This window comes from Mesorhizobium oxytropidicola, from assembly GCF_056174625.1.
This window is the reverse complement of record NZ_CM149692.1, coordinates 4,814,412-4,834,482: the sequence shown is the minus strand read 5'-3', so window position 1 is coordinate 4,834,482 and position 20,071 is coordinate 4,814,412. Positions and strand designations below refer to the sequence as shown.

Sequence of the window (20,071 nt, the reverse complement as noted above, 5' to 3'; positions counted from 1 at the left end):
AGTAGTGATCGCCATCCCATAGTTGATTGACGTAGCGCGAAAGGAGTTCAAGAGTTACCGAAAATACGCATTAAAAAACCTTGCTTGGCGCTGATAATAGTAAGACTATTTGCGACCGTCAAAATCGCCCCATACGCGGAATAGTGATTGTGCTTGGCTAACGAAACGTCGAATGTTGCAAGAGTGTATCGTCGGAATTCTGTTTTTTTGAACAACAAATGGGTATAGACTACAATGGTATACGAGATAGATAAAAGCGCTATTGTCGAACCAATAGTGTTTCCGTCTACGGTGCCCCACGTGCCAATATGATAAACATTGAAGTTGCGATGTAAGCAAGCAACGTGCTAACGATTTGTTTAATTTGTCGCGTGACACGCTTCATTATTACGAATCGTAGTTAATTCGTATTCGCTAATATACTGTGATCAAACAGGCACGTCTTTAATCGAAAGCTTATCTCGCACGTGCGAAATAGGTTGGAATCGGTACTAAAAGCTGTTAGGCGCTTATCGCAGGCATTAACTTGGGCGCGTCTGAACGACGCAAACAAAGGATCGAAGCAGATGAACATTGTTTTCAAAAGTGTGTTGGCCGGATTGGCCACATTGGTCGGTTTTGGCTCAGTCCCAGTTTTCGCGCAGGATGCATCGTGCAGTTGTGCGACGGCTTATCAGGGCCCAGCAAATCCAATCGGATCGATCCGAAGTGTAAGTGGCAACGTGATGATTTCGCAGACGGCCGGCTATGGGCCTGCCAAAGCGGGAAGCGCATTGGATTTCGGCAGTCGCTTGGTGGTTGGCGCCAAGGGCTCGGCGTCCGTTCAGGTTGGAGATTGCAGGCTAAGCGTGCCCGCGAATGCGACTCTCGACATTTCACGTGTCGAAAACAATATCTGTCTCAAGGTCGTGAACCCCGAACACACTGCTGCTGCGGTAAGTCCCGAGCACACGGGTGCCATTGACCCGTCGCGCAAGTTTGCCTTTGGCTTGCCTGCGCAATTTTTTGCGGGCGCGCTTCTCACCGCCGGAGTTCTAGCGGCGACCCAGGATGATAATAACGGCGTGAGCCACTAGGCGCCTGTTCGTTCGGGTCCCATGTGGGGGCGATTAGAAGGGTTAAGATGAGCGTGCGCTGTCGGCTTGTTACCGTCTCGGCTTTTGCGTCGATGGCAGCGTTCATCTTCAGCCCTCACGAAGATGACAATTCTGTCAGCAAGTAGCTGAAATCTGGCGGTCGGCGCTCTGCGGTTGTCATCGCAAAGCGGGTGACACGTTTGTGTTCTTTCGCAGCGAAGTCGCTGTTTTGCCCTCACGTGGCCAGAAACGCTTATGATCGACCTGCATTCTCATATCTTGCCTGGTCTCGACGACGGCTCGCCTAATATCGCTGAATCGCTGGAAATGGCGAGGTTGGCGGTAGCCGACGGGACGACCCATATGGCATGCACGCCCCATGTCGTGCCGGGGATGTATGAAAATGGGACAGAGAATATCGTCGAAGCGGTCCGTTCGTTGGAGCAAGCGTTGCGGCGCGCCGAGATCCCGCTTGCCCTCTATGTTGGTGCCGACATCCATATAGCCCCCGATCTTCCAGATCAGTTGAGGCACGGCAAGGTGCCGACTTTAAACCGTTCACGCTATTTTCTGTTCGAGCCGCCTCATCATGTGTTGCCGCCGCGGTTGGAAGAACTTGCCTTGCGCCTCATAGAGGCCGGGTTCGTCCCGATTCTCACCCATCCGGAGCGTCTAACCTGGATCAAGGCAAATTATGACGTGGTAGAAAGGCTGAACAGGCTGGGCTGCCTCATACAGCTTACTGCAGACTCGATTATTGGCGCTTTCGGGCGTACCGCGCTCTACTACTCGGAAAAGCTGATAGACGAAGGCCGGGTCGATATCATCGCATCCGATACTCATGGTGCTAATCGCCGCCGGCCTGGCCTTTCGCAAGCGGTTGACGCCGTTGCGAAGCGGTGTGGGGAAGACGAGGCCTACAACATGGTGGTGAGGCGGCCGACCGACATATTGGCGAACCGGCCGCTTGAGCCTGTTGGAAAAACGTTTGCAAATAAGCCAAGCCCCGACAAAGTCGGCCGCTTCGGCGGGTTCGGTCGTTTGCTAAAGGCCGTGTCCTCATGATGCGCGATTTGATGAAATGCGCCGCGATCACGATGGTTGTGATGCTCGGTTCCCTCGGCATCTCGGCCTGCACCAGCACCTCGCCCACGGGGCCGGCGTCGATCGATGCTCTGCAGCTCACATCATCATCGTCGGTTCCCTTATCGGGCGGTGGCGCTCTGCAGATTGTGAAGGATCTTCCTGCTCCTCAAAATAGTCAGAACGGCAGTGAGCAGCCGTTGTCGCCGAATGACGTGCTCGAGGTCAATGTGTACCAAGTCGACAATCTGAACAGGACGGTTCAGGTCGACGCTAGCGGGCAAATTTCGCTTCCACTCATCGGAACCCTCACGGCAGCAGGAAAAACCGTCCGTCAGTTGGAGAAGGAAATTGAAGCCGCTTACAGCGCGAACTATCTCCAATCTCCGGACGTGACAATTTTCGTCAAGGAATCCATTGGACAACGCATTACCGTTGATGGCGAAGTCAATAAGGCCGGCATCTATCCCATATCGAGCAACGCTTCATTGATCGACGCGGTCGCACTTGCCGGTGGGTTCAATACTATTGGCGATGCGGGAAAAGTGTTTGTTTATCGCAATATAGGTCAAAACACGCTAGTCGCGAACTATAATGTCCAGAACATTCGCGCTGGCAAAAGCCGCAATCCGCGCATCTACGGTGGCGACAAAGTGGTTGTGTTTCCTTCAAAATCGAAAATCGCTTTGAACAATCTGAAGGACGCCCTCGGAGTTGCGTCAACCGCAGTGAGAATTGGCGTTCTCGCGCCGTAGTGCGCGTCGCATGTCAACGCCTATGAACCAGGATCGCCCGGACTATGCTCGATCGTAGCAGGCAACACCAAATAGCAGCTCCCGGACATGGCCAGGCCTTGTCTTCGGATCTTTACTATGATGGTGGCCAACATCATAGCCCGTATGGCCGCGATGTTACCGAACAGGGTCAGGGCTTTAATCCGCTCAAGTTGCTCTTCTACGTTGTCCAGTATCGATGGCTGATCACCATGATGGTGGCGGCCGGGCTTGTTGCCGGCGTCGTCGTGACGATGATGCAGACGCCCAAATATCAGGCTACGACGCAGTTAGAAGTCTTAGTCCCTTCGGCGAAGGTCTTCCAGGACATCGAGGTGGTTTCCGAAAACAGCGATATCCGGGCCTTTCAGACCGCCCGTGAAAAGTTGAAGAGCCGGGCATTGGCGCAACGCGTTGTCTTCCAACTGGGCCTCAGCGAAAAGCCGGACTTCCTGTTTCCGACGCCGGACTTTTCGATCAGCAACATTTTCTATCGTGCGTTCAGAATCTCTAAAGCTCCCCCAATCGAAGAGAAGACCCCGGAACAACGTGAAGCCATTGCGATCAGGCGCGTTTTAGACAACCTCACGGTTAATCTCGTAACCAACACAAGCCTGCTGTCGATCACCTTTTTTGACCAGAAGCCGAAATACGCCAGCGATGTGGCCAACCAGGTTGCGCAGAGTTTTATCGATCAGCGGGTCGATCAGACCAGCGAAACGTCTGACCTGGCGCGGCAATTTATCCAGGAGCAGGTTTCGCAGGTCAAGCAGAAGCTCCAGAAATCCGAGGAAGAGCTCGTCGCCTACGCAAGGGATGCGGGCATTACGATCACGGGTGACAACAAGTCGCTCATCGGGTCGAACATTGAGGCCCTCAATACGGCGCTTCAAGCGGCAACCCAGGAGCGGTCCGATGCCGGCTCGGTTGTGGATCAGATCGACAAGGGACGTGGTGGTAGCCTTGGCCCGGTGCTAGAAAGCAAGGGCCTGCAGCTGCTTAGCGATAAGCTGGCTGATCTCAACAGCCAGTATCAGCAGAAGCTCGGCATATTGAAGCCCGGTTTTCCGGAAATGCAGCAACTGCAGTCCCAGATCAAGGAACTGCAGCGTGTATATAACAATGGTGTGCTGGCGATCACTGATTCACTGCGGCTCAAGTACCAGCAGGCTCAAGACAAGGAGGCCGATCTTAAAGAGAAGCTTGCCGATATGGAAAGGCAGCAGGTCGCCTTCAACGACAAAAATATCAAATATACGATCCTGAAGCGTGAAGTCGACTCAAACCGGTCTCAGTATGACAGTCTAATTGCCAAGCTCAACGAAGTTGGCGTGAGTTCCGAGCTCAAGACCCAAAGTGCCGCGATCGTGGACGTCGCGACGCAGCCGACGGCGCCTTATTCTCCACGCCTGAGCATCAATCTCGCAATTGCATTGGCTCTCTTCATGGCCATCAGTGGCTCGATTATTTATGTTATCGAGCTGCTGAACAACACGTTTACCAATCCCGAGCAGGTCGAGAAGGAGCTCGGACTGGCGATGCTCGGAATCTTGCCCCATGTCGACGATCGCGAACTCATTGCCAGCATTGCAGACCAGAAGTCAGGTCTATCCGAAGCCTATCGGTCGCTTCGAACATCTTTGCAGTTCTCCGGGGCGGAAGGTGCGCCGCGCTCGCTTCTGGTCACCAGTTCAGAGCCGGCGGAGGGCAAGTCGACGACGGCGTTCAAGCTTGGCCAGGATTTCGCAGCGCTTGGGGCAAGAGTGTTGCTTGTCGACGGTGATCTTCGAAAACCGAACCTTCACCGATTGTTCGGTCTCGACAATACGATCGGGTTGAGCAACCTGCTGACGAACACCGTCCGTAAAGAAGACCTTGTTAGCATCTTCCGGTCGACTAAATATCCCAATGTGACGGTTCTGACGTCTGGCACCATTCCACCCAATCCTGCGGATCTTCTATCTTCACCGAAGATGGCGCTGATCGTGACCAATCTCAGCAAACGCTACGACCTGGTGATAATCGACGCCCCACCGATCGTTGGCCTGTCCGATGCTCCTATCCTCAGCCGGCTGGCTGAGGGAACGTTGATGGTCATTTCGACGAAGCAGGTCACGCGCAAGTCGGCGAAGACAGCCTTGAAGCGGCTGCGTGCTGCCGGTGCCAACGTGGTAGGAGCCGCAATGTCGAAGTTTGCGGTGAACAAGTTCGACTACAATTATGCCTACAAGTACATGAATTACCAATATTATAACTATGGCACGAGTACCCCGCAACTTGAAGGTAAAGTTGATGACGGCGCAGACCAGCCCGCTCGCGCAAAATCTTCGACGTTCAGGCATTTGGTTCGTCGCATCCGCACTAGTGTTAGCGGCTTCGTTGAACGGGCTAAGTCGACTCCTTGAGACAGGTATGCCAGACATTTCGATGGCGCTGGATCCGTTCAATGTCGACGCATTGATAGGGGAAGTCGCCGGCGACCTGAATGATACAGCCAATCTCCCTGATCTTGACGCGCTGGCTGCTAGGGCAAAAGACTCCCTTCGCTTCAATGTCGGAGATGCACGCCTCTATAGCTTAATCGGCGAGATAGAATATCGACAAGGTAGGAAAGATGACGCGTATGCGCTCTTCGATCAGGCACGAAGGCTGTCGAAAACCGAGATTCATGCGCTCCAGAGATCGATCGGCCATTCAGTCGAGACCGGTGATCTGTCTAAGGCTGTCGGCGAGCTCGATACACTGCTGCGCCGCTGGCCGGATCAGTTTCCGGCCGTCGCTGAAGGCATACCGACAATCCTTTCGAATCCTGATGGATATCACGCGGTGCTGGCAGCAATGGCGGCGGGAGCGCCGTGGCGGGGGACCTTGTTTTCCGCTCTTGGAAAAACACCGCAAGGGCTTGATTTCGCAAATCAGTTGCTCCTTGACCTCGCCGGATCCGGTGCGCCGCCGAAATCCGGCGAACTGTCCTCCGTGATCACCGGGTATATCAGGCAGAAGGAATACGAACAGGCCTATCGGTTGTTTCTCTTCAGTCAGTCCGATGACGAACGAAAGCTGGGTGGATATATCTTTAATGGCGCGTTTGAACCCGGATACGGTGGAAAGCCTTTCGATTGGCAGGTTCGCGACCAGTCAGGCCTCGACGTTACGTTTGCGACATCGCAGGATGCTGTTGAAGGCGAGGGAGCGGCGACGGTTCGGTTTTTGAACACGCCGGTGAAGAACACGGCTGTCCAACAATATATCGAACTGCCGCCCGGTTCCTACAGGATTTCGTTGATCGCATCCGGGCGGAGCCTGAAGTTCCCCAAAGACCTGTTCTGGGCCATCAGATGCGTGGATCCGGCGAGCGAAATAGCGCGGTTTAACATTCCTGAGGGCACCTTCAATCGCCAGAGACTGAGCCAGGAATTTTCCATTGGACAGGACGCATGCCCAATGCAGCTGTTGCGGTTGGAAACCGCCGCAATAGCTGAGAGTTGGCGGTTTCGCTATATGGGTACATTGGTCATGCACAAATTGAACATTGAGAGAATTTCACCTTGAGTGCGCGACCGTCGGAATGGGACAAATATCTCCTCGGCGCGGTCCTGTTCACCGCCCTGCTGATAGGCGGCGGTACGGCGAGCGGCCTGTATACCGATACGCTGATCGAGATAGTAGCAATTGTCTCGGCGGCGGTTGCCTTGTCTCGAACGTCAACCCAAACAATCCCCGGATCGGTGCTCTGGCTGCTTTTCATGGCGGTGGCGCTGGTTGTGCTTCAAATTGTTCCGCTGCCTGCTAGCCTTTTTGCCGGTCTGCGGCCTGAAGTGCTGCTCGGCGCTCCCTGGCTGGTTGATCAAACTCGGTTCATCAGCGTCGGGGTAGGGCGAACGATCGAGTGTCTGCTGTATGTGGCGGCGTCGGCAGCTTTTTTCGTGGGTGTCATGCGTTTGCGCTCCGACCAGGTCTACGGCCTGCTCCCCTTCTTTTCATGGGCGTAATCTGCAACGGATTGGCCGGAGCGATTCAATATTCGCTATCAGATAACATCGCGATCGAGGGATTGTTGCCATTCACGATCAATGCGGGACTTTTCGCCAACGGAAACCATTTTTCGGCGTTGCTCTTCGTCTCCATCCCCTTCGTTGTCTATTACGGCCTGTTCCGCGGTCATCTCCTGTCCGGGGCGATCGGCCTGATCGCGCTTCTGCTGCTCCTTTTGGCGGCAGGGTCCCGTGCCGGCGTTCTGATCGGACTGGCCATTACCGTGGTGTCCATCATATTTCTCTCGGCTCGCTCGAGAATAAGTGGCTTTAGCGTATTTGTCCTTTTCGTGGGGCTTTCCGTCTACGCGATCGGAGCTTGGACGACGATCGATGCAAAGGCGATTGATCCTGCGTTCGGACGCGCGGAGTTTGCCCGCACGACCATAGATGGTATAAAAGAGAATTGGGTTACCGGAGTCGGATTTGGGAATTTTCAGAAAGCCTACCAGATATATGAAAAAGAAGGCATGATATTCCGGGCGTATGTAAACCATGCCCATAACGAGTATCTTGAAATTCTCTTTGAAGGCGGAGTGATCGCCGCCATTTTAATGGCTTTGTACCTATTGCTTCTTCTGATTGCGTTCGCCAGAATTCGCCGGGACTCCTTTCAGAAGGCTGCGTTTCTTTCTGTCGCGTTCTTGCTCGTGCATTCTCTGGTCGACTATCCGTTGCGCACCGCCGCGCTCGCAATGACCTTCGCCTATATGAACGCCATCATCTTTCATCGCGGGATTGCGGAGCGCATGAGCCAAAAGTCAGAGCTGGTAGAAGTCGACCACAATGGCGACAAGCTGTTTGTTCCCGTTGGTGCGTCTCCGTAAGGCCTGAGCCTACGGCCGAAATTGTGGGTCGAAGCTGCCGGCGCGCTTCTCTGTGATGCCGAGACCGCCGCACCCGCGCGGCAAGAACACGGTCGCCGCTTGCAAAACATTGACGCTGGGGTCTCGGTCAGTGGCTACCGTGTCAAACCGACCCAGTCGGGCAGACAAAGGAAAAAGATATCCGATCAGATGGGAAAAGACCGGCCCGAGGCGCCGGTCTTGCCCAATGAGACGTTCGACGAGGTATTGACCGTCCGTCCCGGATTGCTTGAAGAAATCAAGCGGCCTTGCGTACCTTCAAAGCCTTTTCAAAGGCATCCTTGATCGGCTTCGACACATCCTTGCTAGCTCTCAACATCAATGCCTGGAGGGCCTTGGCCTGCTCGGCGGAATTTTCGATCTGTTTGTGCAGGAAGGCGGCCTGCAGTTCGAAGAACTCGGACGGCGACTTCACGGCAACCAGCGCTTCGAGGTGCGTGAAGCCGGCTTCGGCATTGGCTTGCAGTGCGGCAATCGTCTTCACGACGAGCTCGTTGCTGGTGGTCCTGGCCATTTCAACGGTCGACTCGAAAGCCGTTTGAGCCGTTTCGGCGTCTGAGCTCAATTTGGAAAATATTTCCGTCGACTGCTCAACGCTCTGATCTGTGACCGCACGGACTTGCTCGGCAACCTTGGACGGGTCGACGGTGGGGAATTCGACGTTCTCGATCGTTTCGGACTTACCGGTGATCTTGGACATTTTTCCATCCTTTTTCGGGGGGCGGCCGCAAAGCAAAGCCGCCTCCTTCATGTACGAAATCGCCGCAACGGATTTGTGAAGCTGACATGAATTTGCGCGAGCAGGCTGCGCCCGGTGCTGCTCGAATAGGGGCAGCGCAAGCATGATCCGCGTGACAGCGCGTTCTGGGGGCGTCTATCCGACATCGGTATGTGACCCGGATATCCGGCGAGAGGTTCCTTGGCGGGGGAGGGCGGCAAGCACCTCGGAATGTTTCGACCAAGAACGTGCCTGGCGGCGCGACACCTAACCCGTCAGTGTGGCGGAGCAGGTTCCGGCCAAAGCGCTGTCTTGATTTACACTACCTTGGGGGAATCTCTTGTGCCGATACTGGCGGTGAACCGGATCAAGTGACAGCTACGATCGAGGTCGATTGCCGACACGGTCTCTTCGGATTTCTCCTCCGAAACTCCTTTGACATCGCGCTAACGCGGCGGCCGTCGGTTCCAAACTTCGCGAGCGCCGAACTTTTCCGACCGATTTGCGCCAAAGAAAAGGGCGGCATTGCAGCCGCCCTTCCGAGATTGTTGAGATGCGTGGACGTTAGAAACCCATACCACCCATGCCGCCCATGCCGCCGCCGCCCATGCCGCCAGGCATGCCGCCGCCAGCCGCTTCCTTCTTCGGAGCTTCGGCGATCATCGCTTCGGTGGTGACCAGCAGGCCGGCGACCGAGGCCGCGTCCTGCAGGGCCGTACGAACGACCTTGACCGGATCGACGATACCCATGGCGATCATGTCGCCATATTCGCCGGTCTGGGCGTTGTAGCCGAAGGTTGCGTCCTTGTTGTCGAGGATCTTGCCGGCAACGATCGATGCTTCGGCGCCTGCATTCGCAGCGATCTGCCGGGCCGGAGCCTGCAGGGCGCGCCGGACGATGGCGATGCCGGCGGTCTGGTCGGAGTTGGCGCCGACAGCCTTGATGTTCAGCGAAGCGCGCAGCAGGGCGACGCCGCCGCCGGGAACGATGCCTTCTTCCACGGCCGCGCGGGTCGCGTTGAGGGCGTCATCGACGCGGTCCTTCTTTTCCTTGACTTCGATCTCGGTCGCACCGCCGACGCGGATGACGGCAACGCCGCCGGCCAACTTGGCCAGACGTTCCTGCAGCTTCTCCTTGTCGTAGTCCGAGGTGGTCTCCTCGATCTGCTGCTTGATCTGGGCAACGCGGCCCTGGATCTCGGCCTTCTTGCCGGCGCCGTCGACGATGGTGGTGTTCTCCTTGGAGATCGACACCTTCTTGGCGCGGCCGAGCATGTTGAGGCCGACGTTCTCGAGCTTGATGCCGAGGTCTTCCGAGATGACCTGGCCACCGGTGAGGATGGCGATGTCTTCCAGCATGGCCTTGCGGCGATCACCGAAGCCCGGCGCCTTGACGGCGGCGATCTTCAGGCCGCCACGCAGCTTGTTGACGACCAGCGTGGCCAGGGCCTCGCCTTCGACGTCTTCCGAGATGATCAGCAGCGGCTTCGAGGTCTGCACGACGGCTTCGAGAACCGGCAGCATGGCCTGGAGGTTGGAGAGCTTCTTCTCGTGCAGGAGGATGTAGACGTCCTCGAGTTCGGCAACCATCTTGTCGGCGTTGGTGACGAAGTAGGGCGAGAGGTAGCCGCGGTCGAACTGCATGCCTTCGACGACTTCGAGTTCGGTCTCGGCGGTCTTGGCTTCCTCAACCGTGATGACGCCTTCGTTGCCGACCTTCTGCATCGCTTCCGCGATCATCTTGCCGACCGACTCGTCGCCATTGGCCGAGATCGTGCCGACCTGGGCGACTTCCTCGGAGGTCTTGATCTTCTTGGCAGCCTTGCCGAGCGCCGCGACGACTTCAGTCACGGCCAGATCGATGCCGCGCTTCAGGTCCATCGGGTTCATGCCGGCGGCAACTGCCTTGTGGCCTTCCTGGACGATCGACTGCGCCAGAACGGTCGCGGTCGTGGTGCCGTCGCCGGCGATGTCGTTGGTCTTCGAAGCAACTTCGCGGACCATCTGCGCGCCCATGTTTTCGAACTTGTCCTCAAGCTCGATTTCCTTGGCGACGGTGACGCCGTCCTTGGTGATGCGCGGGGCGCCGAACGACTTGTCGATGACGACGTTGCGGCCCTTGGGGCCGAGCGTGACCTTCACCGCGTCGGCGAGGATGTTGACGCCGCGCAGCATGCGCTCACGGGCATCACGAGAGAATTTTACGTCTTTGGCAGCCATTTTTAACTCCTGGCAAGGGCTTGGATTGAGCCCGGGAATTCAGTTGACGGAAAGGCCTGATATCAGCCGATGATGCCCATGATGTCGGATTCCTTCATGATCAGAAGGTCTTCGCCATTGAGCTTGACTTCGGTGCCCGACCACTTGCCGAACAGGATGCGGTCGCCGGCCTTGACGTCCAGCGGGACGAGCTTGCCGGCTTCGTCGCGAGCGCCGGAGCCGACAGCGATGATCTCGCCTTCCTGCGGCTTTTCCTTTGCCGTATCGGGGATGATGATCCCGCCGGCGGTCTTGGATTCGGATTCGACCCGGCGAACGACCACGCGGTCATGAAGCGGGCGGAACTTCGACTTTGCCATTTTTTCTTCCTCGATGAGAACGGTGAGAACAGTTCCTCAGCCCGGCGGCGCCGGACATATGGTTAGCACTCGCCACAGGCGAGTGCTAACGTGGCGGTGGGATAGGCGGTAGGCTGGTACTAGTCAAGACGGGAGAGGGGACAGGCGAAGAGCAAAAGATTTTGGAATCGTGCGGAAGCACCGGGACCCTTTACGTGAAGAGAAAGCTCTTTCTGCATCTTTGCTGCCAGTGGCTTGTCCCCTCCGGCTCAAAACATCTCCGCCAGCGGCGCCTGCCTGGTGTGGCCAGCGGGGAAGGGCGCCTGAAGGGCATTTCAGCTTGGCCAGGCCAACGAAATCGGGACCTTCTGGCTGAGTCGGTGCGCGGGGCTGTAGCGTCTTTTGATCAGGCCGCGTCGGGACCTTCCGATGCGAGCAGCAGGGCAACTTCGACGCGGTTTCGGCCTTTGTGCTTGGCCTTGTAAAGGGCGGTGTCGGCGGCAAGAAGCAGGCCTTCCGGCATCCTGATCGTCCCGCCCGATCGTGACAGTGCGGTCGCTGAACCAATGCTGACGGTGACGCGTCCGCCGCCTTCCGGATTGTCGCTGTGAGGCAGGCCGAGGTTTTCGATTGCGAGCCTCAGCCGTTCCGCTATTTCAAGTGCTCCCTCGCCATCGGTATCAGGCAAGATGACGGCGAGTTCTTCCCCGCCATATCGGGATGCCAGATCCCCGGGGCGATGAAGCACGTCTCTGATGGCGGCAGCGACGGCACGAAGACAATCATCGCCTACCTGATGACCGTATTTGTCGTTAAAGCCTTTGAATCGATCGATATCGAGCAACAGCAAGGACATCTGTCCAGCGCTGCCAACGGTGCGCCGCCATTCCCTGTCCAAGGTTTCGTCGAAGGCTCGACGGTTGGCCAGGCCGGTCAGCCCGTCCGTCATCGCAAGCGAGCGGAGTTGTTCTTCGAGGCGTTTGCGTTCTGTTATATCTCTCTTGATCAGGACGAAGTCGCCTGGAACGCCAGTTAGGGGATCACGGACGATGCGCGCCTTGGTCTCCACCCAGACTGTTTTCCCATCCTTGCGCCGGATCTCGATCGCAAGCGGCTCGCCTTCATCTGCCCCGGCAAGCAAGAGCGCGGCTGCCGCAGCGATGTTTTGAAGATGCTCCGGCGGGACGAACACCTCCGGACCATGCCCCACCATTTCCTCCGGCAGCCATCCCAGAAGTCGGGTGCATGACGGTGAAACGTAGCGCGCCTTCATGTCCGGCCCGAGTTGCATGATGACATCACCGCTGTTTTCGGCCAGCATCCGGAAATTCGTTTCCTCCGGAAGAATGTCCGAACGGATTGCCAGGCCTGCGGGCGATCGCTCGGAGCCGGTGCGACCAAAAGCCTTGCGAATAAGCTGTGACGCGGATGGCAGGCGCATATTTGTCTCCTTTTCGGACACTTTTCTGCGCGGCGCCGCAGCATTCTTTATCGGTTGTTCAAGCCACCCCCAGGGAGGGATTTGTGTCAGGCGATCCGATCGATTGGGTTCCCTATCCCGCTCGCCACCCTAGTCTCCTCAGCAGGTGGTCGCCCGAACCGCTTCAGAAGGCCTCTCGCTATTTGACGTGGTACCGCTTGCGAAAACAGATACCCCTGACCCAACTGGCACCCGATCTCCGCAAGTAAGACGGCCTGGGCTTCGTTCTCGATGCCTTCGGCGATGACCTGGATGTCGAGCTTGCGAGCGATGCCGACCAAGCCCTCGACGATCGCCAGGCTCGGATCTCCCTGGACAAGGCGATCAATGAAGGATTTGTCGATCTTGACGATATCGACCGGCACCGTCAGCAGATGCGTGAGCGAAGCGAAGCCGGTTCCGAAATCATCGAGCGCGACGCGCAGGCCATGGGCCCGCAACGCCTTGATCTCCCGAGCGACGACCGGATCGCGCTGGCCGAGATAGACGGACTCCGTAACCTCCAAAATGATGTGCTTCAACGGAACGTTCTCGCGGCCGAAGGCGGCTTCGAGACGGGCGTAAAGCGTGCCGCTATGGAAATCGGCTGAGGTAATGTTGATGCCGACATGCTGCAACGGAATACCTTGATCCAGCCACGAGCGCGCGTCGGCTGCGACGATCGCTATCATGCGTTCCGTCAGATTCGAAGCGACGCTGACATCGGACGTCGCCTGGTGAAACGCAGCGGCGGAAACGACCTCGCCATCCGGCTTGCGAAGGCGGCAGAGGGCCTCCATGCCGACGATCGCGCGGGTGTCGAGCCGCAGGATCGGCTGGTAGAACGCGTCGATCCGGCCTTCGCGCAAAGCCACGTCAACATCGCGGATCACCTCGATCCGGGTCTTGATTGCGCTGCCGATTCCCGGCGAGTACAGCACGAAGCCGCCTCGCGAAGTTTCCTTGGCGTGGTAGAGCGCGAAATCGGCGTTTTGGCGCACGCTTTTCGCATCAACGTCCTCCGCCGACAGCACTGCGCCGCCGATGGTAGCCCGTGCCAGGATCATATGCCCGTCGCAGTCGGCGGGCACAGCCAGAGTGTCGAGAATATGACGCGCCGTGCTCTCGATGCTAGCGGGCGCTCCGGCTCGCTGAAGGATTACGACAAACTCGTCGCCGCCCATTCGGAACACACGGTCAGGCGCTAGGCTTTCGGCGAGACGTGACGCCACCGCCTGTAGCAAAGCGTCGCCGGCGGCATGGCCGAAGGTGTCGTTGATGGTCTTCAGGTTGTCGAGGTCGATGATCAGGACCGCCCAGGCGCTCGGTTGGCCAAAGGACAGCCGCTCCAGGGCGACGTCCAAACTCGCTCGGTTCGGCAAATTGGTGAGGGCATCGACATAGGCGCCGTGCTCTCGCTCGACGACCCGCCGGTGACGCTCAAGCGCGATGGCGCACAGAGAGGTACACGACGCGACAACCTTCTCCTCGCGCGGGGTGGGGCCGCGTTTCTCCGGAAAGTACATGGCAAAGGTGCCGAGCACAGCGCCCGCGACGTCGCAGATCGGGCTCGACCAGCAGGCCTTCAGGCCCAGCGCCAGGACTGGCTCCTTGAAGCTGACCCAACGCGGGTCGGTCGCGATGTCCTTCGCAGCCACGGCTTTTCCGAGATAGGCCGCACTGCCGCAGGAGCCCACCAGCGGGCCGATCATCAGGCCTTCGAGAAGAGCCATATATTCATTCGGCAAGCTGGAACCTGGGAGGGGATGCAGCAAGCCGTTACCGTCAACGCGCAGAACGGAACATCTGACGTCCGGCAACAGTTTCTCGATCTGGTGGCAAAGACGGTCCGTCGTCGCTTCGAGCGTTTCGCCCCTGGCGATCATTTCGAGAATATTGTTCTGGAGATGCAGCACGTTAACCGCCAATACGTGTGCCTAAATACCCTGTAGCATTCCTGGTGAAATCACCCTGATAAGGCGCAGTGCACAGGATGACAGTGTCAGGTAATTCTTTATAAGTGTTATCTTTCGCCTCTGAAAAACCGGGGCCAGGATTTCGGTAGTCACGAAAGGCCGCGCCTTTTCCACACGTTTCATGGGTTTCTCGCGTCGCTGGGCGGCTTCCGACAATCACGCACCAAAGCGCGTTTTCAAGCGAACTCAAGCTTATGGTTAGACCGGCCCCGTTTCTTGTCTAGGGACGTTACTTCCTTGCCGTAAATTGCCGCCGGTCTTGTCCGGAGCGACTATATCCGCCTCGTCGAGGTCAAGCCGCAGCAGGTCGCTGAATGGCTAGAAAGGATGTTGGAATCGCAGTGGCAAAGCATGCGACCCGCCAGGTTCTCTGTCTTGCATTTGGACCCTCCCTGGCTGCCCTGTATTGTCGGTCGCGGGACGTCAGCTTGCGTGTGCCCGCTGCGAAAGTAGCTCAGGCAGTCGCCTTTTGCGGCCGGCTGAATATATTTTCCGGGCGCGGCAGACCGAAATGGTCCCTCAGCGTTGCCCCATCATAGTCGTGCCGGAAAAGTCCGCGCCGGCGCAAGATCGGCACCACCTCCTCGGCGAATACGTCGAACCCGCCCTGCAGATAGGGCGGCATGATATTGAAGCCGTCCGCGGCACCGTTGTCGAACCATTCCTGGATGTTGTCGGCGATCTGTTCGGGCGTCCCGGTCTGGACCCGATGCCCGCGTGCCCCGGCGAGGCGGTGGAGCAACTGGCGGATGGTAGGATTCTCGCGCTCGATGATGTCGAGTACGACGTGGAAGCGGCTGCTCGCACCGCGCTCGCCCTCGACGCTGATGAGCTCGCGCGGAAATGGCCCGTCCAGATTGTAGCTGGAAAGGTCGGCGTCGACGATGCGGCGCAGCTGATCGAGAGAATATTCCGGCTGCGTCAGCTCATTGAACTCGTCATGCAGCGCGCGGGCTTCCGCCTCGGTGGAACCGATGAAGGGACTGATGCCGGGCAACACCTTGACGTGGTCAGGGTTGCGGCCAACCGATTTCACACGCGCCTTGATGTCAGCATAAAATTCCTGCGCGTTGCCGAGCGTCTGATGGGCTGTGAATATCGCCTCGGCATAGCGGCTTGCGAACGACCGTCCGTCTTCCGACGAACCCGCCTGGACGTAGACCGGACGCCCCTGCGGCGAGCGCGGAAGCGTGAGGGGTCCCTTCACCCGATGATATTTGCCGATGTGGTTGATTGGGTGGATCTTGTCGGTGTCGGCAAAAATTCCGGGACTTCCCGGTCCGCGACGAGCGCGTTGTCTTCCCAGCTGTCCCAGAGCTTCGTCACCACATCGACGAATTCGCCGGCGCGCTCGTAACGGTCGGCGTGGGTTGGGTGTCGGTCAAAGCCGAAATTCAACGCTGCCGACGCGTCGCCCGTGGTGACGATGTTCCAACCGGCGCGCCCGCCGCTCAGATGATCGACAGAAGCAAACAGCCGGGCCAGATTGTAGGGTTCGTTGTAGGTGGTTGAGGCGGTCGCGATGAAGCCGATGCTTTTCGTCACGGCGGCGAGCGCCGAAATCCATGTCAGCGGCTCCAGCCTGAAGCGGCTTGCGTAGCGGATGTTATCGGCGAGCGCTGGTCCATCGGCAAAGAACAGCGCGTCGAACTTGCTCGCCTCGGCCTTTTTCGCCAGTTCCTGATAATAGGCGATATCCAGCGCTCTCTCAGGGGCGGAATCCTTGTAGCGCCAGCCGGCTTCATGATGACCGCCAGGATAGATGAAAAGGTTGAGGTTCAACTGTCGTGATGCGGTGGGCATATGTGGGGCCTCCTGGGGGTAACGCTGAGCGACAAGTCTTCGGTCGCTCAGACGGGCAGCACGGGCCTTGTCTCCACGCCGAGACGACGCAGAAGTTCGGAGCGGCTCTCGCCGAACCGGCGGTCGCCATAATCCCGTGGCCTGGGGATATCGATTGCGATGTCGGCGGCGATCGCGCCCTTGTCGAGCACCAAAACCCGGTCCGCCAGCGTCACGGCTTCGTCGACATCATGGGTGACCAGCAGCACGGCCGGCTGGTGACGGGCGCAGAGTTGGCGCAACAGATCGTGCATGCGCAGGCGGGTCAGCGCGTCGAGCGCGCCGAATGGCTCGTCCGCCAGCAGCAGCTCAGGATCACGAACCAGCGAGCGCGCCAATGCCACGCGCTGCTGCTCGCCACCTGAGAGTTCGACCGGCCATGCGGTCTCGCGGCCGCTCAAGCCAACCTCTTCGAGAGCTGCCCGTCCGCGTTCGGCGGCGTCCGGCAGGTCGAGACCAAGAACCACATTCTCCAGCACGCGTTTCCATGGCAATAGTCGGGCATCCTGGAACACCACCGATTTCTTATCGGGCGTTTCGAGGCGGCCGGAGCCGGAGACTTTATCATCGAGATCGGCGAGCGCGCGCAACAAAGTACTCTTGCCCGAGCCGCTACGGCCGAGAAGGGCGACGAACTCTCCCTTCTCGATGTCGAGACTGAGGCCGTCGAGGATGGTTCGCGGCCCGAAACTCCTCACCAGGTTCTCGACCCGCACCACGGGCGCGCCGCTCAATCCGCCAAGGTGCGACGCCATGACAGCGACCTTTCCTGGAAGAAGCGGACGATGCCGTCGCAGCCGAGCCCGAGCAGCGCATAGACAACGAGGCCGACGATGACGACGTCGGTCTGGCCATAGTTGCGTGCGAGATCGATCATGTAGCCGATGCCGCTGGTGGCGTTGACCTGTTCGACCACCACCAGAGACAGCCAGGCATAGGTCACCGCCAAACGCAGGCCAAGGAAGAAGCCGGGAAGGGCGCCCGGCAGGATGACCTGGCGGATGAATTCGCCGTAGCCCATGCGCAAGGTCTGGGCCAGTTCGACATAACGGCTGTCGATGCCGCGCAAGCTGCTGTGGGTCTGGATATAGATCGGGATCAGGACAGCCAGCGCGATGGCCGTCACCTTCATGCCCTCGCCGATACCGAACCACAGCATCAGCAGCGGGATCAGAGCGAGCGTCGGTATCGCCCGCTTGATCTGAACGGGGCCGTCGATGATCGCCTCGCCAAGCCGCGACAAACCTGAAATGAGAGCAAGCAGGGTTCCGATCACGATGCCGAACACCAGACCCTGTGCTGCCCGCCAGGCAGACGTCATCAGATGATCCTGAAGCTTGCCTTCGGCGATGAGATCGATGGCCGTGCTTACAACCGACCAAGGCGCCGGTAGTGTTCTTGGATCGATCAGGCCGGCGACACTGCCGAGGGACCAGATCACGAGAAGAAGTCCGGGCCCGATCAGCGCGCCAAACGGGATCGCTCGCCCAAGCGCCAGGCGACGCCTCGTCCCGGTCTTGCGGGGCTTGGCAGCAGGCGGAAGCAACCCCCTCTCATCCGATGCGTAGGGAATAGGGAGTGCAACTGAGGCGGTATGTGAGATTGCGTTCATCTGCGTCGTCTCCAGTCTTGAGAAGCGGGCGTCAGGACGCGTTCAGCGCACTTGCGGCGATCGTCTCGAAGCGCCTGTCGAAAAGATCCTCTGCCTTGATCGGGGGCTTGTTCAGTTCCCTGGCCAGGAGATCGATCGTCGCCTGCTGGCGCGCGATCACATCGTTCCAGTCAGACGGGATGTCGAACTGGCCGTCGGCGTCGACGAGATACTGGCCATCTTCTGCGTTGAGGCCCTGGGTGGCGACGTAGTAGCCCTCGATCCACTCTTTCGGATGCTCCTCCACCCAGCGGGCCGCAAGTGCCCAGTAGCGCACATATTCGCCGAGAGCGGCAGCTTTGGCCGGGTCGTCAAGCACGGCCTGCGGCGCATAGAGATGGGCTGGATCATCGCGCAAGCCATGCGGGATGGTGGTAGCCCCGTCGGCACCGTACTGGTGCAGATAGTGCTTGACGAGGACTCCCCAGATCGGCGCGACGTCGACTTGGTTACTGGCGAGCGCCACCGGATAGGCGTCGCCTTTGCTGGGCAGTTCGATGAGATTGACATCTTCCTTTTTCAGGCCGGCGGCCTGGACGACCCTCAGCACCAGCGCGCCTTGTGCCTGACCGGGGCTGAACGCAATCCGTTTGCCACGCAAATCCGCGAGCGACTTTACCTCGACGCCCGGCGCAATGCCGAGTTGATAAATCGGGTGCGCAACCGGATCCTTGCGGAACTTCGCGGCAATGATCTTCACCTTGAGGCCCGTCCAGGTTGCGTGAATGGGCGGAATATCGGCGACGGATCCGACGTCCAATGCATTGGCGCGAAAAGCTTCGATTGTCTGTGGACCACCGCTGATATTGGCCCATTCGACCTTGAAGGGCAGTCGATCGATCAGGCCCGAGAGTTCTAACGCCCTTTGCGTTTCGGGGTCGCCGATGCGAAGCACCGTACCCTCCGGGATTTTGGTCGGCAGCTTCCCCGCGTCCGGACTGCCCGCTAGGGCCCCGAAAGGGGCGGAAGAAGCGACCAAGGTGATCGCGGCTACGAAGGCGCCAAACCTCCTTCTCGAAAATCTCTCCACAGCTAACATCGTCTTACTCCAATTTTGGAAATGGCTTCTACTTTCGCTCTTCAGTATGTCTATCAATTTTGTAGACGATAAAGTATTGGATGCTGATCTTTGCCACCCAAGGGAAACGCTATTCGCCTCCCATGCTCATTTGGGGCACGTGACGCCCAATCGACGCGGGAGGGGCCGACGCAAACCAGCCGCTGCTCAGAGAAGTCAGGCGGAAGGCGTCGCTGCCCGAGAGAACGAAGCGACTGTTCCCGGTTGTTGCAAAAAAAGCCTGTGTCAGCTTCCCGGCGGGGACTGGCGGCCGCAGATCGTGACGATCGCGGCACTGCCCCATGCGGCACGAGGTGAGAACGTGATGGAGTAGTCGCGGCTGCTGGTCGTCGGGCCGAACCAGAAATACGGCGACGAGCTTGTCCACACCGGCAAATCCATTGCCGGTGTCCGGTCCTCATCGGCGGCCGGTGTCGGCAAGCCGTCCTGGCCGATGGTGATCATCGACACGCCGATATAGCTCCCGGCTTTGAAGCGGCCGACAAATTCGACCGCGTCGCCAATGTAGCGGAAGCAGCCGTCACTTTGGCCGAGCTTGAATCTCTGGCTGGGGCCGGGTTGTGTAGGCTCCTCCTGGGCGCTGGACTGCGCCGGCAGGAGGGCGCCCGCCGCCACGGTGAACGCCAATATAAGCCTGAAATCCATGTCGCCCTCTCACGTCAACTTTCATCAGAAGCGCATCAAAAGCAAAACATGCCGCGCACGGAGATGGGAACGGCACGACCCTAATGCACCGCGTCTGTCCTAGGGCGGACACCAGTCGCCATGTATTCTACGAACTGGAGGGCGGCCATGAGCGTGTTCACATCGTTCACGTAGGACGCGTCATCTTCAATCTCGTCAAAGATCGGAACCAGCTTGTGAGCGATAGCGGCTTGCTTATCCGGCAAGCCGTCTATCTGGCGGCGAAGTGCTGCCCTAGCTTCATCGCGGGTCAAAATCATTCAACTCCCGCTC

At 58.4% G+C, this 20,071-nt stretch carries 17 protein-coding genes and 1 pseudogene; 7 read left to right on the top strand and 11 right to left on the bottom strand.

Annotation, left to right across the window (positions count from 1 at the left end):
* Nucleotides 1-566: 566 nt before the first annotated feature.
* From AC0V8S_RS24175 to AC0V8S_RS24145, 7 genes are all read left to right on the top strand, one after another.
* Nucleotides 567-1,076, top strand: a complete 510-nt coding sequence (locus AC0V8S_RS24175) for a hypothetical protein (RefSeq protein ID WP_475433829.1) — start codon at nucleotides 567-569, stop codon at nucleotides 1,074-1,076.
* 255 nt (nucleotides 1,077-1,331) lie between these two features.
* The gene (locus tag AC0V8S_RS24170; protein WP_475433827.1) at nucleotides 1,332-2,141 is read left to right on the top strand and encodes a tyrosine-protein phosphatase; all 810 of its coding nucleotides are present in this window, start codon (nucleotides 1,332-1,334) and stop codon (nucleotides 2,139-2,141) included.
* Complete coding sequence (locus tag AC0V8S_RS24165) at nucleotides 2,138-2,914, top strand: polysaccharide biosynthesis/export family protein (protein WP_475433825.1); 777 nt, start codon at nucleotides 2,138-2,140, stop codon at nucleotides 2,912-2,914. The genes AC0V8S_RS24170 and AC0V8S_RS24165 overlap by 4 nt, the downstream gene beginning before the upstream one ends.
* A 44-nt stretch (nucleotides 2,915-2,958) precedes the next feature.
* The gene (locus tag AC0V8S_RS24160; RefSeq protein ID WP_475433824.1) at nucleotides 2,959-5,337 is read left to right on the top strand and encodes a GumC family protein; all 2,379 of its coding nucleotides are present in this window, start codon (nucleotides 2,959-2,961) and stop codon (nucleotides 5,335-5,337) included.
* A gap of 7 nt (nucleotides 5,338-5,344) precedes the next feature.
* Nucleotides 5,345-6,484 (top strand): tetratricopeptide repeat protein, encoded by a 1,140-nt coding sequence (locus tag AC0V8S_RS24155; protein WP_475433823.1) that lies wholly within the window; start codon nucleotides 5,345-5,347, stop codon nucleotides 6,482-6,484.
* A complete protein-coding gene (locus tag AC0V8S_RS24150; protein ID WP_475433822.1) occupies nucleotides 6,481-6,924 on the top strand; it encodes a hypothetical protein in 444 nt (147 codons plus the stop codon). The genes AC0V8S_RS24155 and AC0V8S_RS24150 overlap by 4 nt, the downstream gene beginning before the upstream one ends.
* Nucleotides 6,925-6,989: 65 nt before the next feature.
* Nucleotides 6,990-7,793, top strand: a complete 804-nt coding sequence (locus AC0V8S_RS24145; protein WP_475433821.1) for an O-antigen ligase family protein — start codon at nucleotides 6,990-6,992, stop codon at nucleotides 7,791-7,793.
* Between the two features lie 277 nt (nucleotides 7,794-8,070).
* Here the strand turns inward: AC0V8S_RS24145 and AC0V8S_RS24140 are convergent, their stop codons facing one another.
* The 11 genes and pseudogenes from AC0V8S_RS24140 to AC0V8S_RS24090 all read right to left on the bottom strand — a co-directional run bounded on the left by AC0V8S_RS24140 (nucleotide 8,071) and on the right by AC0V8S_RS24090 (nucleotide 20,058).
* The gene (locus AC0V8S_RS24140) at nucleotides 8,071-8,532 is read right to left on the bottom strand and encodes a phasin (RefSeq protein ID WP_475433820.1); all 462 of its coding nucleotides are present in this window, start codon (nucleotides 8,530-8,532) and stop codon (nucleotides 8,071-8,073) included.
* 582 nt (nucleotides 8,533-9,114) lie between these two features.
* Nucleotides 9,115-10,770, bottom strand: coding sequence for a chaperonin GroEL (gene groL, locus AC0V8S_RS24135; RefSeq protein WP_475433818.1), 1,656 nt, complete (start codon nucleotides 10,768-10,770; stop codon nucleotides 9,115-9,117).
* 62 nt (nucleotides 10,771-10,832) lie between these two features.
* Entirely contained in the window at nucleotides 10,833-11,129 is a 297-nt protein-coding gene (gene groES, locus AC0V8S_RS24130; RefSeq protein ID WP_006203049.1) for a co-chaperone GroES, read from the bottom strand.
* Nucleotides 11,130-11,514: 385 nt separating this feature from the next.
* Nucleotides 11,515-12,549 carry a sensor domain-containing diguanylate cyclase gene (locus tag AC0V8S_RS24125; protein ID WP_475433809.1) on the bottom strand — a complete coding sequence of 345 codons (1,035 nt, stop codon included), beginning with the start codon at nucleotides 12,547-12,549 and terminating at the stop codon, nucleotides 11,515-11,517.
* An 86-nt stretch (nucleotides 12,550-12,635) separates the two neighbouring features.
* Complete coding sequence (locus tag AC0V8S_RS24120) at nucleotides 12,636-14,453, bottom strand: sensor domain-containing phosphodiesterase (protein ID WP_475433807.1); 1,818 nt, start codon at nucleotides 14,451-14,453, stop codon at nucleotides 12,636-12,638.
* Nucleotides 14,454-14,997: 544 nt separating this feature from the next.
* Nucleotides 14,998-16,346: pseudogene (locus tag AC0V8S_RS24115) on the bottom strand (LLM class flavin-dependent oxidoreductase).
* A 47-nt stretch (nucleotides 16,347-16,393) separates the two neighbouring features.
* Nucleotides 16,394-17,140 (bottom strand): ABC transporter ATP-binding protein, encoded by a 747-nt coding sequence (locus tag AC0V8S_RS24110; RefSeq protein WP_475433805.1) that lies wholly within the window; start codon nucleotides 17,138-17,140, stop codon nucleotides 16,394-16,396.
* Nucleotides 17,116-17,997 (bottom strand): ABC transporter permease, encoded by an 882-nt coding sequence (locus tag AC0V8S_RS24105; protein ID WP_475433803.1) that lies wholly within the window; start codon nucleotides 17,995-17,997, stop codon nucleotides 17,116-17,118. The genes AC0V8S_RS24110 and AC0V8S_RS24105 overlap by 25 nt, the downstream gene beginning before the upstream one ends.
* Before the next feature lie 31 nt (nucleotides 17,998-18,028).
* A complete protein-coding gene (locus tag AC0V8S_RS24100; RefSeq protein ID WP_475433802.1) occupies nucleotides 18,029-19,075 on the bottom strand; it encodes an ABC transporter substrate-binding protein in 1,047 nt (348 codons plus the stop codon).
* A 264-nt stretch (nucleotides 19,076-19,339) separates the two neighbouring features.
* Nucleotides 19,340-19,759, bottom strand: a complete 420-nt coding sequence (locus AC0V8S_RS24095; protein ID WP_475433801.1) for a hypothetical protein — start codon at nucleotides 19,757-19,759, stop codon at nucleotides 19,340-19,342.
* A gap of 80 nt (nucleotides 19,760-19,839) precedes the next feature.
* Nucleotides 19,840-20,058, bottom strand: coding sequence for a hypothetical protein (locus AC0V8S_RS24090; protein ID WP_475433800.1), 219 nt, complete (start codon nucleotides 20,056-20,058; stop codon nucleotides 19,840-19,842).
* Between the last annotated feature and the right edge of the window lie 13 nt (nucleotides 20,059-20,071).

Coding starts and splice junctions, on each gene's coding strand:
- AC0V8S_RS24125 (WP_475433809.1), bottom strand. CDS start 12,549: ATGCGCCTGCCATCCGCGTCACAGCTTATTCGCAAGGCTTTTGGTCGC.
- AC0V8S_RS24165 (WP_475433825.1), top strand. CDS start 2,138: ATGATGCGCGATTTGATGAAATGCGCCGCGATCACGATGGTTGTGATG.
- AC0V8S_RS24160 (WP_475433824.1), top strand. CDS start 2,959: ATGCTCGATCGTAGCAGGCAACACCAAATAGCAGCTCCCGGACATGGC.
- AC0V8S_RS24105 (WP_475433803.1), bottom strand. CDS start 17,997: ATGAACGCAATCTCACATACCGCCTCAGTTGCACTCCCTATTCCCTAC.
- AC0V8S_RS24090 (WP_475433800.1), bottom strand. CDS start 20,058: ATGATTTTGACCCGCGATGAAGCTAGGGCAGCACTTCGCCGCCAGATA.
- AC0V8S_RS24100 (WP_475433802.1), bottom strand. CDS start 19,075: ATGTTAGCTGTGGAGAGATTTTCGAGAAGGAGGTTTGGCGCCTTCGTA.
- AC0V8S_RS24155 (WP_475433823.1), top strand. CDS start 5,345: ATGCCAGACATTTCGATGGCGCTGGATCCGTTCAATGTCGACGCATTG.
- AC0V8S_RS24175 (WP_475433829.1), top strand. CDS start 567: ATGAACATTGTTTTCAAAAGTGTGTTGGCCGGATTGGCCACATTGGTC.
- AC0V8S_RS24170 (WP_475433827.1), top strand. CDS start 1,332: ATGATCGACCTGCATTCTCATATCTTGCCTGGTCTCGACGACGGCTCG.
- groL (WP_475433818.1), bottom strand. CDS start 10,770: ATGGCTGCCAAAGACGTAAAATTCTCTCGTGATGCCCGTGAGCGCATG.
- AC0V8S_RS24095 (WP_475433801.1), bottom strand. CDS start 19,759: ATGGATTTCAGGCTTATATTGGCGTTCACCGTGGCGGCGGGCGCCCTC.
- AC0V8S_RS24110 (WP_475433805.1), bottom strand. CDS start 17,140: ATGGCGTCGCACCTTGGCGGATTGAGCGGCGCGCCCGTGGTGCGGGTC.
- AC0V8S_RS24140 (WP_475433820.1), bottom strand. CDS start 8,532: ATGTCCAAGATCACCGGTAAGTCCGAAACGATCGAGAACGTCGAATTC.
- AC0V8S_RS24120 (WP_475433807.1), bottom strand. CDS start 14,453: ATGATCGCCAGGGGCGAAACGCTCGAAGCGACGACGGACCGTCTTTGC.
- groES (WP_006203049.1), bottom strand. CDS start 11,129: ATGGCAAAGTCGAAGTTCCGCCCGCTTCATGACCGCGTGGTCGTTCGC.